Source organism: Corynebacterium minutissimum, assembly GCF_016889765.1.
GTDB lineage: Bacteria > Actinomycetota > Actinomycetes > Mycobacteriales > Mycobacteriaceae > Corynebacterium > Corynebacterium minutissimum_B.
Genome location: NZ_CP069533.1, coordinates 2594687 through 2609375, shown reverse-complemented (window position 1 = coordinate 2609375; position 14689 = coordinate 2594687). Strand labels below are relative to the sequence as shown.

Genomic DNA, 14689 nt, shown 5'->3' with positions numbered 1-14689 from the left:
AAGGAGTTTCACCGTGAACTTTATCTCTCACCGCACGGCTGCCGCCCCCGTGGCGGCAACGGCCTCACTATCCCTCATGCTCATGGGCGCCCCGGTGCCCGCGGCCCATGCTGACGGCGAGGTTTTCGATTCCGGCCACGTCGATGCTTTCTACGTCACCGCCCCTGATGGCGAACTCACGTTGTCCTTAAAGGAGGACATCACCGGCAGTGGTGTTGTCCACCCCGGCAACGATGTCACCCTCAAGGTCACCGAGGAAGCATGGAACGACGCCACTGAGCGTATCGACGGTATCGGAACTCCCACCTACTACCTGCCGCAGACCCAGGACAGCTCGCTTCTGTGGCCGGGATGGGATACCCAGCCAGCGCAGTCCGCAGGGTACAAGGACGTTGACCTTGAGTTCGTTGAAGTCACCGGACCTGGAGACATCTTCGTCTTCGAAACCGCTGGCTTCGGCGACATTCAACCGGTTACAGAGGAAGGCGCACTGGACCTGGTCAGCGGTGATGTCATCAACCAAGCTTACCCGGCGCACCGCCACGTCAACTGGGCGTTTACGGATCCTGGTATCTACACCATGACAGTTCAGGCGGTCTCTAATGGCGATGCCAGCAACCAGGTGACCTACACGTGGGACGTCGGTGACGGCGAGATGGCACCGCAGGATGCGGATGAATCCGAGCACGAGTCGGATGAGACCGAAGACGGTGCCGGTCACGGTGAGGATGCTGTGCTTGGCGACGCCTCCCCCAACCCCCAGTCCCCTTCTGATGCCGGTGGCGAATCCCACGTGAGTTCTGGCAGCGCCCCCGGCGTGGCCAATGGTCCTGCAGCAGCAGCGAGTGCCAAAGGCACTCATAAGCCTAAGGAAGACAAAGACAGGTCGAACCGGAAAGAGCGCACTGATCGAAAGGATCGCAAGGAGCGCAGAGCTGAGCGCACTGCACACACGAGTCCTTCTGCTGAGAATGTCGACACCGTGGCCGCTACCGGCTACTACGACAGTGGACAGAGCCTCCTACCGTGGGGTATCGGAATCTTGGGCCTCGGAATGCTGGTTCTCGGCCTGGCTGTAGCACGCCTAGCGTTGGCGAGGGGCCGCGACTGATGCCCTTGGCAACTCTACGAGCAGCGCGCCGCGGAGCTCTGCTCATCACGCTAACCACAGTGGCAGCAATACTTACCAGCTGCGCGAGCACCGCCGCCGGCGAGAATGCTTCCGATGGGGGCATGAAGGTGGTGGCGACGACGCCGATTCTGGGGGACGTCGCCAAGCACATCGCCGGCCCCGACGCCCAGGTGACCACGCTGATCCCTGCTGGCAAGGACCCGCACACCTTCGAGCCGAGCCTGCGCACTGTCAGGGATATCGCCACCGCGGATGTATTGCTGGCCAACGGCCTGCTCCTGGAGCCGCAGAACCTCATGAAATCCATGAACGAATCCTCCGACGTTCCCGTGACGGAGGTAGCGGACCAAGCGTCGACGCGCGGCGCCACGCTCGTGCCGCTGGTGGAAAATGTGGCACTGGATGCCATCTGGCTGGGTCTGCGCGTGCGCAACGCACCTGCCGGGCGCAACAGTGTCACAATGCAGCTCCTCGACGCCACAGGTCCCGGTGATGTGGCCGCCTACGTGGTCTCCACTTTCGGTACCCCAGAACCGTTATTCAACACGGCCGATGGTGTCAGCGAGCGCGAGGATTCCACCACGCTGCCGGCCAACGCTCATACCCATGTCTCCTGGGCATTTAGCAAGCCCGGCATTTATCGCCTGACCTTCGGCGCAACGGACTCGGCATCACAAGTCATCACGGTCGCCGTTGGCGTTACGCCACCGGAGGGGATGCACTCACTGGGTGAGGGCCACGTCGACATCACCGCGGACTTGGGCACAGGCAAGCTGGGCCTTGAAGATCAGGGTGAACACTTTGACCCCGCCACCACAGCACTCAGTGTCCCGTCCTCGACCTTGCAAGAAATTCCCCCGGATCCCTCCTACCGCTTCCTCGGTCGGCCCGGCGACGAGACCTATCTGCTCCCCCAAGCAGTGCTGGGCAAGCACATCCACGGTGAGGTCGACCCACACCTGTGGCACAACGCTAAGAATGTCATCGCCTACGCCGAAGTTATCGCCGACCAACTCGCCCTGGCGGATCCTTCGCATGGCGCCGAATACCGCGCCCGGGCCCAGGAGTACGCCGCACAGCTACGAGATACGGACTCTTATGTCCGTGACCTTCTGACTGCTCTCCCTGAGCGCCGCCGTCACTTGGTGACCCCACATCACGGCTACGCCTACCTCGAGCAAGGCTATGGCATTGATATCGCCGGATTTGTCACCCCGAACCCCGCCATCGAGCCTTCACCGCGCGACGTCATTGCCTTGCGCCGAACCTTGGAGAACCTACAGCTGCCCGCTGTCTTCATCGAGCCCACGCAACAGGCCAGCGCCGATGTCATCAGAGAAGCCGCGCACTCCCTAGGGATTGCGGTGTGCCCCATTTACGGCGACACTCTCGATGACGCTGTCCCCACCTACCTCGACCTCATGCGATTTAACGCCGAGTCACTCAACCGCTGTCTCTCATAAAGGAAAGAATAAATGACCATTACCGTTACCCGTCCACGCTATGCCCCGCGTCTCATGACAGCGCTGGCTGCAACGCTCACCGCTGCATGCCTAGCGATTGCCCCATCCGCCGCCTGGGCCGGAGATCTGGCGCAGGTTGTCAGCGCCGACGAAGACGTCGCTGCACCCGGTACCGAAACCACTATCGACCACGGCCACGTAGATCTAGGTCTGCAGGTCATTGACGGGCAGGCGAACTTTCTAGCCCGCGATGATTCGGCCGAGAAGCCAGTCTGGCGCGAGCTCGATGACGTTGTCTTTGATGTCAGCGACGATGCTCAACTTACTCTGCCGGAGGACGAGGCCTTTTCCTTTGTTGGCGCAGACCCAGGTTCTCACGTCTGGGTAGTTCCCCAGACCGAACAAGCCGACGTTCCGTGGCTGGGCTGGAATACGCAAGCGCCGTCGCTCAACGAGAACGTTGACCGCGGCCTCACCATGGAGTTCATCGGACACCAAGGGCCAGGTGATTTCTCCCTCTTCCTGCAAAATGGAGGCTTTGAACCACCGCAGCTGCTGTGGTCCACCGCCGACGCCGCTACCGAAGGATTCTGGGTGGACTTGGGCACGCATACCCACGCCAACTGGGTATTCACCGAGCCAGGTATCCACCAAGTGCGAGTGCGCATGACGGGCGAGGGCTCTGGCGATAGCGCTGGTTCTGAGGTTTCTGCAGAGGCCACATTGACATTCGCGGTGGGCAACGACACCGACGTGGCTGAAGCACAGGCCACCGAGTGGGATGACTCTGCTGCGGGCATGAATGCGGACGATTCTTCCTCCCCCGGTGCCGTCCCAGTGTGGGTATGGGCTCTCGCGGGCCTTGGTGTGCTTGTGCTCGTAGCTGCTCTCATCGCCGCCGCACGCACGAAGGGAGGGCGACGTGACTAGTCCCCTCATTTCCGTAGAAGACTTAAGCGTCACTCTGGCGGGCCGTCGCGTAATTGAGAACGCCTGCCTGACTGTCAACCCGGGCGAGTTTATCGGACTGCTGGGACCCAATGGTGCCGGTAAGACCACACTGTTGCGCGCTATATTGGGCCTCGTTCCATCCACTGGCACGATTGACGTCACCACCTCGCTGGGCTACGTGCCCCAACGCCATGACGTGGAGTGGGATTTTCCCATTACCGTGGCTAAAGCCGTGCTCAGCGGCCGCACGGGGCTCGTGGGGTGGCTGCGCCGACCCCGCCATGCGGACAAGGAGGCAACGCGCCGCGCGATTGAACTCACCAACCTAGAAGAGTTCGCTCGGCGTCCCATCGCGCAGCTTTCCGGCGGCCAGCGCCAGCGCGTCCTCATCGCGCGTGCCCTTGCCACCGAACCGGACGTGCTGCTTCTCGACGAACCTTTTACCGGCCTCGACGCCCCCAACACCGAAGAGCTGTTGTACCTCTTTGACGAACTCACCTCGCAGGGCACCAGCGTGGTCATGTCTACGCACAATCTCTCTGAGGCGGCCCACTCCTGCTCACGCCTTGTGCTCTTTAACCGGGGCATTGTGGCCGACGGTCCCGCGGAGGAGATTCGTCTGCGTCCACAGCCCTGGAGCGATACCTTCGGTGTGTCGACCTCGTCGCCGCTGTTGTCCGCGATTGGGGTGGCAGCATGATCGACATTTCACTGTTCGAGTTCTTCCAAGACCTCGTCAACCCGAACTTGGACTTCCTAGCCCGCGCGGTGGGTATCTCCATCCTTGCTGCCATCGTGTGTGGCGTCGTGGGATGCTATGTCGTACTGCGCGGCATGGCGTTTATCGGGGATGCAGTCTCCCACGCTGTCTTCCCAGGGCTGGCCATAGCCTTCGTGCTCCAAGGTTCTGTCCTTATAGGCGGTGCCGTGGCTGGCTGTACGGTGGCCCTACTCATTGCGTGTTTCTCACAGCGCCGCACAGTGCGGGAAGATTCGGTCATCGGCATTTTCTTTGCCGCGTCCTTTGCACTCGGCATGGTGATCATCTCCCGTGTCGAGGGCTACACGGCATCCCTGACCAGCTTCCTCTTCGGCTCACTGACCGGTGTATCCCGCACGGATCTCTACACGGCACTCGTTGTCACCGTGCTCATCGTGGGTGTCATCGTCCTTCTCGGCCCACAGCTCACCGCGACGTGCTTGGACAAAGAGACCGCTCGCGCCATGGGCCTGCCGGTCTTCGCTCTGGATATCGTGCTCTACCTGTGCGTGACGGGCGCGGTAGTGATTTCGGTCGGAACGATTGGCAACATCCTCGTTCTCGCATTGCTCATTACACCGGCTGCCACGGCACGCCTGCTCTGCGACTCACTAGGAACGATGATGCTGAGCTCTGCGCTCATTGGTTCACTGGGCAGTTTTATCGGAATCTACCTGGCGTGGGCCATTGACCTTCCCGCCGGAGCCACCATCGTTTTGCTGCTCACCGCCTGCTTCCTCGTGGCATGGGTAGCGTCTCCCTTCCTGAGTTCCCGCCGCGCTACTGCTCTTACCCCTCAACCTAAGGAGTCCCTGTCCGCATGAACCGCTTCATCATCCGCCCATTGACCCTCACCACCGCCGCGGCCTTGACGCTCGCAACTCCGCTCTGTGTTGCTGCTTCCCCACTGGCCTGGGCTGCTGACTCTGCCGAAGACAACTCCACGTGCGATGCCGATTCGCAGCACGCCTTTACCCGTGGGCACCAAGACTTGGCGCTTATAGGCAATAGCGGTGATCTAGACTTCGTTGCCCGCGACGATGAATCCGGGCGTGACTATTCCTCGGGCGATTTCTACGTCGAGGTGGGATCGAACGCAGCCTTCGAAGATTCCGCCGGCGCGGACATTCCCTCCCGCGGATGGCAGATTCCTCAAACTCAAGACCCGGACATTCCCTGGCTGGGATTCAACACCAGTTACATCGACGAGGACACCGCACGGGATGCAACGCTGTCGATGACCCTGCACAGTGGGCCTGAGGGTGGGCGCGTGGTGGGTTTCCAGAACGCGCTGGGCGGTGCACCGACAGTGTTGTTTGACTCGGAGAATCCTGATGCGAGCTGGGACTATCCTGACCACTTCCACAGCCATACCGGCATCGTCTTTACCGAGCCTGGCGCCTATGCGGTAACCTTCACCTTCACGCTCAATGACGGCTCTGAGTACTCTATCGACGTGCCCTTCCTGGTCGACGGAGCAGATTCTTCCGAGCTCTGTCAGCTGGACTGGGGTTCGACCGCAGGAAGCACAGAGGGCTCAGGGTCCGGTAACGCCAAAAGCCGCCCGCAGCAGCTGGCTAAGGACATCAACGACACGTCGAAGGCTATTGCCCAGTTAGACAAGACGATGGACAAGACCTTCAAGGAAGCCGATGCCTTCCTCACCGGCGGCTCCCCGTCAGAGTCGAAAGCTCCGCGTGAATCGCGCCGGAGCCGAGAGTCTCGCGACTCGGAGCGCTCCAAGGCCAAGGAACCTACGCAGCAGGAGAACAAGGCGACGCAGGAAGAAAAGTCGGACAATAAGGGGAATTCTAGCCGGAGGCAGGACAGCAATGCCGCTCCCCGTCCAGCATCACAGCGCCAGGAAACACAGCGCAACGCACCAGCCCACAAAGAAAGGGCACAGAGAGATTCCGCACAACGCGACCGCTCTGAACGCAACCCCAAGGACGACGATAAGAAGACTGCTCGCGACTCCCAGCCGGCACAAAACCGCGCAGCTGGAGAAGACAGCGATACCATGCCGCAGGCTGAAAACATCCAGGCTATGAGCTATGGCGCACCGATGGTGGGTTTCTGGGCGGGGTTCCTCGCCGGTATGGGAGCGCTGTCTCTTTTGCTGGGAATCGGGCTGTTTATCGCAGTGCAGTTCTTCCGGCCTCGTCGTCGTGACTAGCTTCGCAACCAAGGCTTCGCAAATATAGCTGCCGATCTCGTTTTAGCAGGAACAGTTAAAGGAACTAGAATTGTTCCTCATGTGTGTTCACAGACCCTCCACCGCCCCAGATTTCCTCCTGTCCCGTGCGACGGGGTCTGTGCGTACCCAAGGATCGGTAGCCACCTTTGACGAAGTAGATGCCGCTGTGTCCGCACTGCGCAGTGGTGAGGCAGAAATGGTCGTCGGCGCCCTTCCTTTTCACAAGGGAGAGGCTGCAGCACTTACCGTGCCCGAGAGCATCATCCGCGAAGATGGTCCGCTGGAGCCGCATGCCTACTACCGTAGTGGCGCGCTCGAAGCTCGCGTTACCGGATTCGATCCGGAACCCGAAGAACACCTGCGCCGCATTGAAGCAGCCATCGCCACGATTGAAGCGTCCAAACTGGATAAGGTCGTGCTGGCACGCGCGGTCGATATCGAGTTCTTAACCCCCGTGGATCCGCTGTTCGTGGCGGCACGCCTTATCGATTTGTCCTCACACCGCGATGGATTCATCGCCGACCTCAGCCCTGCAGGACGCCCAGGCGCAATGCTGGTGGGGTCCTCCCCGGAGGTGCTCATCAAGAAGCAAGGCTCGACGGTAACGGCCTTCCCCCTCGCGGGTTCTGCTCCGCGTCACGCTGACCGCGCACGCGACATCGTAGCCGGTCAAGACCTCCATAATTCCGCCAAGGATCTGCGCGAACACGCCTTTGTGGTCGACCACATTCGCCGCATCCTGCAGCCGCTGTGTGAGAGCCTCGATGCGCCTAGCTCACCGCAGCTCACCTCCACCAACGAGATGTGGCACCTGGGTACCCCGATCGCGGGCACGCTCAATGATCCCAGCATCACAGCACTAGAGCTGGCCGAGCTTGTGTACCCCACTCCTGCCATTTGCGGCACGCCGACCGAGGCCGCGCAGGCGCTGATTGAAACCGCTGAGACTGACCGTGGCTTCTATGCCGGCGCGGTGGGATGGTGCGATAGCTCCGGCGATGGCGAGTACATGGTGGCCATCCGCTGCGCGGAGGTCGCTGGCGATGGTCTCTCGGCACGCGCATGGGCCGGCGGCGGCATCGTCGTGGATTCCGATCCCGAGGCGGAACTCCAAGAAACCACGGCGAAGCTGCGCACCATCCTGCGCGCGCTCAATCTATAGCGCTACGCGCGGCTAATCGGGTTAGTGAGGCTGCCTACGCCCGGAATCTCGATTTCAATCGTGTCGCCCGGAACCATCGGCGCGGTACCTGCGGGCGAACCCGTCGTGATGACGTCGCCCGGCAACAAGGTGTAGGACTGGGAAATTTCGGCGATGATGCCGCCCATCTTCACGATCATCTGGTCCGTGTTGGAATCCTGCTTCTGCTCACGCTTGCCATCGTGAGTCAGGTAGGCATTGATCTTCTGATCATCCAGGTTGATGCAATCCAAGTCCGTCTCAATCCACGGGCCGAGCGGGCAGAAGGTGTCAATGCCCTTGGCACGTGCCCACTGACCGTCCTTAAACTGCAGGTCACGGGAAGAGACATCGTTGCAGATGGTGTAGCCCACGACGTGATCGCGCCAGTTCTCTGGGTCGATGTTCTTCGACACCTTAGAAATCACGACAGCGAGCTCGCCTTCAAACTCCACATTGGTGGCGAATTCCGGAATCTTAATTGGTGCGCCCGGCCCAATGACAGCGGTGGAAGGCTTGATGAAGATGGTCGGCGGCAGATGCTCCGCAGACTCCTTGAAGACCTCCGCCACGTGGTCGGCATAGTTACGCCCCAAGGCCACAACCTTCGTGGGCAGGGTCGGAGCCAAGAGGCGAACCTCACTGAGAGGCCACTCGCGGCCGGTGGGCTCGGGCGGGGTAAACGGTGTACCAGCGATCTCCTTGGCAACTAGCTGCTCCAGTGGGACATCAGCTGGGCCATCAATGATGGCGAAACAGATTCCTTCAGTATGGGCAATTCGTCCTAAACGCATAACGGACATACTACTCGCGAGGATCATTCACACCGCATCGAGGCTACGGTGTAAATCCTGTTAATGTTTCGCGCCCAGGGAGAGGAACTAACGCAGTGCCACGTCCCGAAGTGTGACAGCGCGGGTGTTGCCTCGCTGGGCTACATATAGCTCAGCGCAGGCGAGTGCATCACTGAGCGCATTGTGGTTGCCATATCGCGGCAGGCCATAGCGTTGGCGCACGCGCGCAAGGCGCAGATCTTCTCCGCGCGGGTAGGTTCCCATGCGCTCCATGTGGCGTCGTTCTAAGGCAAACGTGTCAACGACGGCCAGCTGCGGGCGCTCACCAAAGACCCGCTGGGACAGCGTCTCAATAAACCCCACTTCGAGGTGTGCAAAGTGTGCAAGGAGCGCGCGGCCCTCCAGCGCTTGCCGCAGGTGTGTTGCCGCCTCCTCCAATTCAATGCCACCGTCCACCATGTCTTGGGTCAGCATGTGCACGTGGGCATCCTCCCCTACCTGGGCGCCACGAACGATGTAGTATCCGGCACCAGAGAGGTCAATTGTTCCGCCATTGACCGGCACCCAGCCGATGGAGACGATGTCGCCTGTGCGGGGTTCGAGGCTTGTGGTCTCCATATCCACTGCAAGCAGAGCCAGATCATCGATTGGGGTCGAGGAGGCCGGCGCTCCCCAGTCAGCGCGGCGTCGCGTTCGGCTCCATCTCCCCCACATCTAGATGCTCCTCACCGGGTACTTGGTGGCCAGTGCATTCTGCATTGACTTGATGGCGCGGAAAGCATCACGCAGGCGCTCGCGCTCAAGGCGGCCGAGGCTCTTTGGATCGATGTGGTAGTCCGGCGGAACGCCTTCGCGCAATTGGCGGGCTTGGTGCTGAAAGGATAGGGCGCGGAGAAAGTCGAAGGCGTCGACAAGCTCTTGGGCTCCCTGGCGGCTCACCGCATCACCCGCAGCTTCACGGAGACGCTGCCGCGTATCCACTACAGGCGAGCCAGACGCCAAGGCAAAAAGCCTCCCCATCTGCACGATGCCCGCCGTACCGCCCTTCTTGATGTCGAGAGTATTGGCATAATCACCGTCGCGCTCGACGACGAGCCCGCGGAAGAAGGTCAGCGGAGGTTCGCGTCGCGCAGCCAAACTAGCCAGGTGGGCATGCAAACGCGTGGCCCCCTTACCCATGTCCACGGCAGCATTGTGGACGAGGCGACCAAGGCGCTCGTTGCCATAGAGGACGCGGAAGTCGAAGAAGATTTGTGCATTGAGCAACGCATCCGGCTGTGGGTCACGGATCCATCGGCGGAAGGTCTCGGTCCATTCCGAGCGCGTCATGCGCCACTCAGGCGTCATAGCCATCATGTCACCGGGGCACAAGACTTGGCCAGCGTCAGCGAGGCCTTCGCACACAAAGGTGCTCAGCGCAGCAAAGTACTCACCGTGAACAGAAGCGTCGTAATCATCCGCAAGGACGAGGGCGTTATCCTGATCAGAGGCCAGAGCCATCTCGCGGCGGCCTTGAGACCCCACGGCCACGAAAGCATACTCCACCGGCGGCGGACCCAGTTCCTCCTCAGCTAAGGTGCACAGGCGGCGCGCCACGGCATCCGCAGCGAGGGTCACCAAGCTGGATGCCTCCGCAGGGGTGGATCCTCGTTCCACGAAACGTCCTGCCAGACGTGTGGCCTCAGTAAACGCACCGGTAAGTTCCTGCTGGCTGCTGCGACGTGACAGATCCGCAGCCAGATAGACAGGATCGTTGTGAAGCAACCGCGTCACATCGGACTGGGTAACAATGCCATGGAGGCGGCCTTCATCAACCACCGGAAGATGATGGATGCCGCGCTCCGCCATATGGAGCAGAGCTTCCATGGCAGGTGCATCCGTAGAAACGGTCAGCGGGTTCGGGGTCATAATCTCCCCCACCGGCTGTCTCGGATCGAGTCCGGCTGCCAGCACGCGTGAGCGCAGGTCACGGTCAGTAACGATACCCTCGAGCTGGTTGTCCGCGCGGGTTACCAGCAATGAGGAGACCGCATGCTCGGTCATAAGTCGGGCAGCGTCCTCGATCGTGGTATCCGCTGAAGACGTCAGGACATCGGTACGGATCAACTCGCCAAGGGGTGTGCGGAGGACGTCGGTCGGGGCGGCGTCGGCAAGCTCCCGCGCTGCTGCGCGCACCTGGCGTGACTGCGCTGAGAAGAAGCGCGCGATATCCGGATTGCGCTGGGCAAGCGTGCTGAAAGCCTTCTGCGGCAGGGTAAAGATGAGGCTGTCCTCCACCGCGACCATGTCATAGGCGGAGATTGGCTCGCCCTGCAGGGTGGAATACCCAAAGGTCAGTCCAGCTTCGCGGCGGTCCAGCAAGACCTCATCCTCACCGAGCACATCGATGGCGCCCGTACGTATGATGTGGAGATTCTCGTTGGTTTCCCCACGTTGAACGGGCCTATCACCCCGGCGCAGGTAAATAATGTTGAGCTGGGTGGACAGGGCGGCGAGCTCCTCCTCCGGCAGGCGGGAGAAGGGCTCGTGCTGGGCGAGGAAGCTTACTACCTCGTCTAATTCGACGCTCATGCGCCAAGACTACAGGGTTAGGATGCCAGCGCGGAGGCGATTCGGTCACCAATCTCAACAGTGCGCACCGGCTCATCGCCCCGGGAGGAGACATCCTGCGCGACTGCTTCTTCCACACGCGCCGCATTGTCTTCATCGCCAAGATGACGCAGCAACATAGCCGCAGACAGGATGGCGGCGGTGGGGTCGGCAATGCCCTTGCCCGCGATATCGGGAGCAGAACCATGGACGGGTTCGAACATGGACGGGTTGGTGCCAGAGGCATCAATGTTTCCGGAGGCCGCCAGTCCGATGCCACCGGTGACAGCACCGGCGAGGTCAGTGAGGATATCGCCGAAGAGGTTATCGGTAACAATGACGTCATAGCGTGCCGGGTCAGTCACCATGTAGATAGTGGCTGCATCAATGTGGTTGTAGTCCACCGTCACCTCAGGGTATTCCTGAGCGACCTCATTCACTGTGCGCTGCCACAAGCCACCAGCGTTGACCAAGACATTGGTCTTGTGCACGAGGGTGACGTGCTTGCGGCGCGTCATGGCGCGATCGAAGGCGTCGCGCACAACTCGCTCCACACCAAAGCGGGTGTTCTGAGAAACCTCGGAGGCCACCTCGTGCTCCGTGCCTTCACGGAGGGTACCACCGTTGCCGCAGTACAGGCCCTCAGTGCCCTCACGCACAACGACGAAGTCGATGTCGCCCGGGTTCGCCAGCGGCGAGGTGGCCGTGGGATAGAGCTTAGATGGGCGCAAGTTAACGTGGTGATCCAGTGCGAAGCGCATCTTGAGCAGTAGGCCGCGCTCCAACACGCCCGGCGGGACCTCACCAGGGGCGCCGATAGCACCAAGCAAGATGGCATCGTGCTCGCGCAGGGAAGCCAAGTCTTCCTCAGTGAGAAGCTCACCGTTGCGCAAATAGCGACGGGCTCCGAGGTCGTAGTCGGTAACCTCAATGTCGTCGCGCACGGCGCGAAGAACCTTAAGCGCCTCCGCGGTTACCTCGGGGCCGATACCGTCGCCGCCAATCACTGCTAATTTCATATTGCAGGATTCCTTTCTCACCTGTTGGATACATGTGAGAATACCACGGCACCGGCTACCAGACGGTGAAATCACTCAACCGCATGTACCGCAGACAACGCGAACGGCGCGTTGCGACAACGTCTTAAGCGCCGAAGTCGATCTGGCGGCAGCTAGCACCCAGCGCAGCGTTGATTTCTTCGATGAGTTCTTCCGGAACCTCGCGCTCGACGCGGAGGATGAGTACCGCATCATCAACCTTCTTGCCTTGGGTCAGCGCCGCAGCAACAATGTTGATGCCGGCCGCTCCCAGCTTGGTGCCCACCGTGCCGAGAGCGCCCGGGGCATCCTTGTAAGAGAAGAAAAGGTTGCGGCCCGTTGCGCGCATGTCCACGCCGCGGCCGTTGATACGGACGATCTTCTCGACGCCATCAATACCAATGAGCGCACCGGTCAGCTGCGACACTTCACCGCCGGAGCCGATAATCTTCACGACGACGGACGAGCGGTGGCCCTTAGACTCGACGTTCGTCTTGACCTCCACGTCGACGCCGCGACTCTCCGCGATTTGCATGGCGTTAACGAAGGTCACGGATTCCGTGACCACACCGGAAAACAGGCCACGCACCGCTGACAGGCCCAACGCGGAGACGTCTTCGTTCGCAAGCTCGCCGCAAGCTTCCACCTCAACTGCCACAGGAGCGGAGCCCAAGAGGCTGCCGGCAACGAGACCGAGCTTCCGGGTAAGGTCCAGCCATCCAGCGACCTCCTCGCCTACCTTGCCGCCTTCCACATTGACGGCATCCGCCACAAACTCACCAGCGAGTGCCTTAAGCACAGACTCGGCCACGTCAGTGCCTGCACGGTCCTGGGCTTCCACGGTGGAAGCACCCAAGTGCGGGGACACGGTCACTTGCGGGAGCTCAAAGAGCGGGGAATCCGTGCACGGCTCGGTGGCATATACGTCGAAACCAGCCCCGCGGTGATGGCCCGACTTGATGGACTCTGCCAGGGCTGCTTCATCCACGAGGCCACCGCGGGCAGCGTTGATGATAATCTGCCCCTTCTTAGCCTTGGCTAGGAGCTCCGCGTCGAACATGCCGCTGGTCTCCGGGGTTTTGGGCAGGTGGATAGTGACGAAGTCAGCGCGCGCCATGAGCTCTTCTAGGCCCACCAGCTCCACGCCAAGTGCAGCGGCGCGGGCCGGATTCGCGTACGGGTCGTGTGCGATGACGACAGTTTCAAAAGCCAGCAGACGCTGAGCAAACAGCTGGCCAATGTGGCCGAAGCCGACGATGCCAATGGTCTTGCCAAAAACTTCCACGCCCTTGAAAGAAGAGCGCTTCCATTCGCCCTGACGAAGCGACTGATCAGCCGCCGGAACCTGGCGGGCGGTAGCCAGCAGCAAAGCAATGGCTTGCTCACAAGCGGAGTGAATATTGGACGTCGGTGCATTGACTACCATGACACCACGCTCAGTAGCCGCGGGGATGTCGACGTTATCCAGGCCGACGCCAGCGCGGCCAACGATCTTTAACTTGCCTGCAGCACTAAGAACCTCTTCATCGACGGTTGTGGCAGAGCGCACGAGGAGCGCATCGGCTTCAGGGACCGCGGCGAGGAGTTCCTCACGGTTGGGGCCGTCGACCCAACGGACCTCAACGGTGTCTCCCAACGCGGAAACGGTGGATTCTGCAAGCTTATCGGCGATGAGTACGACCGGCTTCGACATAACTTCCTTCACTAGGCTGATAAGTGGATGCCGTGAAGTGTAGTTTATTATTTCCAGCCCTGATCTATTTTATGCGTGAATTCTGTCACTGAACCGAATTCCGGCCCGAGTGCCACGATAGGCCCCTCCGAAAGCCCCGCGGTCATTGCCGCCCCGACCTTCGTCGCCGACGGATCAGGATCCGGCATGACCATCACGGAACCGCCATAAGCATTAGCGTTCACCACGTTGGCCACTGGGCTATCCACGGTGGCAACGATAACGGGGGCCATTTGCGCATCGCGCCGCGCTTCCGCAGGGATCGCTGGCATCTTTTCCTTTGTCATGTACTGTGGCAGAGGATCCCAAGCCGCCTTGAGCTCAACTTTCGCGGAGGAATCCAGATGGGCAATGTTATCCACCATACGGCTTGGATCCTTGACCACCTTCGAAGTGAATTGAAAGGCCGTGTATTCCCCTAAGGCCTTGGTATTGCCGGGGTCATGGATAACCTCGCGCACGCCGCGTTGACTAGCCCAGGGAACATCGCCGACGACGACGATGCGTTCCACCCCCAGATCCGTCGCTAACTCCGCAATTTGTCCCCGAATGGACTCGTCATACGTCACCATGGGAACGCGTTGGGACACGCTCAGCGTTGCCGCACGCAGAGCAGCAGCGTCTGTATTTTCGGCCAGAATGAGTGTGTTGGTGTTCTTAAAGAAAAGCCGTGCGGATTCCGCTCCCCAGGGGTCGTCGAGGACGGCCACCATGTTGTCGAACTTAGGATCAATAAGCCGCAGGCGGTTCTCTTCGCTGGCACGTGCAAGGTCGATCTCGGCGTCAGGCACTGCCGTAATGTCTTGCGTGACCAACTGTTCGCCCCGGCCCAGGGACGAACAGCTAGAAGCGCT

General features: G+C 60.8%; 13 protein-coding genes. 7 read left to right on the top strand and 6 right to left on the bottom strand.

The features are described 5' to 3' along the window. Positions 1-13: 13 nt before the first annotated feature. From I6J26_RS12305 to I6J26_RS12275, 7 genes are all read left to right on the top strand, one after another. Positions 14-1111 carry a choice-of-anchor M domain-containing protein gene (locus I6J26_RS12305; RefSeq protein WP_239121797.1) on the top strand — a complete coding sequence of 366 codons (1098 nt, stop codon included), beginning with the start codon at positions 14-16 and terminating at the stop codon, positions 1109-1111. After that, positions 1111-2595, top strand: a complete 1485-nt coding sequence (locus I6J26_RS12300; protein WP_115021913.1) for an anchored repeat ABC transporter, substrate-binding protein — start codon at positions 1111-1113, stop codon at positions 2593-2595. The genes I6J26_RS12305 and I6J26_RS12300 overlap by 1 nt, the downstream gene beginning before the upstream one ends. Before the next feature lie 12 nt (positions 2596-2607). Further along, the gene (locus I6J26_RS12295; protein ID WP_115021911.1) at positions 2608-3525 is read left to right on the top strand and encodes a choice-of-anchor M domain-containing protein; all 918 of its coding nucleotides are present in this window, start codon (positions 2608-2610) and stop codon (positions 3523-3525) included. Continuing rightward, positions 3518-4246: an anchored repeat-type ABC transporter ATP-binding subunit gene (locus I6J26_RS12290; protein WP_115021909.1), complete on the top strand. Its 729-nt coding sequence runs from the start codon at positions 3518-3520 to the stop codon at positions 4244-4246. The genes I6J26_RS12295 and I6J26_RS12290 overlap by 8 nt, the downstream gene beginning before the upstream one ends. Continuing rightward, positions 4243-5130 carry an anchored repeat-type ABC transporter permease subunit gene (locus I6J26_RS12285; protein WP_115021906.1) on the top strand — a complete coding sequence of 296 codons (888 nt, stop codon included), beginning with the start codon at positions 4243-4245 and terminating at the stop codon, positions 5128-5130. The genes I6J26_RS12290 and I6J26_RS12285 overlap by 4 nt, the downstream gene beginning before the upstream one ends. Next, on the top strand, positions 5127-6482 hold the full coding sequence (locus I6J26_RS12280) for a choice-of-anchor M domain-containing protein (RefSeq protein ID WP_115021904.1): 1356 nt from the start codon (positions 5127-5129) through the stop codon (positions 6480-6482). Before I6J26_RS12285 ends, I6J26_RS12280 begins: the two co-directional genes overlap by 4 nt. Positions 6483-6561: 79 nt before the next feature. After that, positions 6562-7665, top strand: coding sequence for an isochorismate synthase (locus I6J26_RS12275; protein WP_070671043.1), 1104 nt, complete (start codon positions 6562-6564; stop codon positions 7663-7665). A 2-nt stretch (positions 7666-7667) separates the two neighbouring features. Here I6J26_RS12275 and I6J26_RS12270 read toward each other — a convergent pair whose 3' ends face one another. The 6 genes from I6J26_RS12270 to I6J26_RS12245 form a co-directional block, all read right to left on the bottom strand. Next, on the bottom strand, positions 7668-8477 hold the full coding sequence (locus I6J26_RS12270; RefSeq protein WP_181815365.1) for a fumarylacetoacetate hydrolase family protein: 810 nt from the start codon (positions 8475-8477) through the stop codon (positions 7668-7670). 87 nt (positions 8478-8564) lie between these two features. After that, the gene (locus I6J26_RS12265; protein ID WP_115021899.1) at positions 8565-9191 is read right to left on the bottom strand and encodes an exonuclease domain-containing protein; all 627 of its coding nucleotides are present in this window, start codon (positions 9189-9191) and stop codon (positions 8565-8567) included. After that, a complete protein-coding gene (locus tag I6J26_RS12260) occupies positions 9192-11048 on the bottom strand; it encodes a DUF294 nucleotidyltransferase-like domain-containing protein (protein ID WP_115021897.1) in 1857 nt (618 codons plus the stop codon). It abuts the gene before it with no gap. A gap of 17 nt (positions 11049-11065) precedes the next feature. After that, positions 11066-12085 carry a 3-isopropylmalate dehydrogenase gene (locus I6J26_RS12255; RefSeq protein ID WP_115021895.1) on the bottom strand — a complete coding sequence of 340 codons (1020 nt, stop codon included), beginning with the start codon at positions 12083-12085 and terminating at the stop codon, positions 11066-11068. A gap of 124 nt (positions 12086-12209) precedes the next feature. Beyond that, positions 12210-13796: a phosphoglycerate dehydrogenase gene (serA, locus tag I6J26_RS12250; RefSeq protein ID WP_115021893.1), complete on the bottom strand. Its 1587-nt coding sequence runs from the start codon at positions 13794-13796 to the stop codon at positions 12210-12212. 47 nt (positions 13797-13843) lie between these two features. After that, the gene (locus tag I6J26_RS12245) at positions 13844-14626 is read right to left on the bottom strand and encodes a hypothetical protein (protein ID WP_239121796.1); all 783 of its coding nucleotides are present in this window, start codon (positions 14624-14626) and stop codon (positions 13844-13846) included. Positions 14627-14689: the final 63 nt, after the last annotated feature.

Excerpts from the sequence above, each read along its gene's own strand:
- I6J26_RS12265 (WP_115021899.1), bottom strand. The coding sequence starts at position 9,191 with ATGTGGGGGAGATGGAGCCGAACGCGACGCCGCGCTGACTGGGGAGCG.
- I6J26_RS12285 (WP_115021906.1), top strand. The coding sequence starts at position 4,243 with ATGATCGACATTTCACTGTTCGAGTTCTTCCAAGACCTCGTCAACCCG.
- I6J26_RS12280 (WP_115021904.1), top strand. The coding sequence starts at position 5,127 with ATGAACCGCTTCATCATCCGCCCATTGACCCTCACCACCGCCGCGGCC.
- I6J26_RS12255 (WP_115021895.1), bottom strand. The coding sequence starts at position 12,085 with ATGAAATTAGCAGTGATTGGCGGCGACGGTATCGGCCCCGAGGTAACC.
- I6J26_RS12260 (WP_115021897.1), bottom strand. The coding sequence starts at position 11,048 with ATGAGCGTCGAATTAGACGAGGTAGTAAGCTTCCTCGCCCAGCACGAG.
- I6J26_RS12295 (WP_115021911.1), top strand. The coding sequence starts at position 2,608 with ATGACCATTACCGTTACCCGTCCACGCTATGCCCCGCGTCTCATGACA.
- serA (WP_115021893.1), bottom strand. The coding sequence starts at position 13,796 with ATGTCGAAGCCGGTCGTACTCATCGCCGATAAGCTTGCAGAATCCACC.
- I6J26_RS12300 (WP_115021913.1), top strand. The coding sequence starts at position 1,111 with ATGCCCTTGGCAACTCTACGAGCAGCGCGCCGCGGAGCTCTGCTCATC.
- I6J26_RS12270 (WP_181815365.1), bottom strand. The coding sequence starts at position 8,477 with ATGCGTTTAGGACGAATTGCCCATACTGAAGGAATCTGTTTCGCCATC.
- I6J26_RS12275 (WP_070671043.1), top strand. The coding sequence starts at position 6,562 with ATGTGTGTTCACAGACCCTCCACCGCCCCAGATTTCCTCCTGTCCCGT.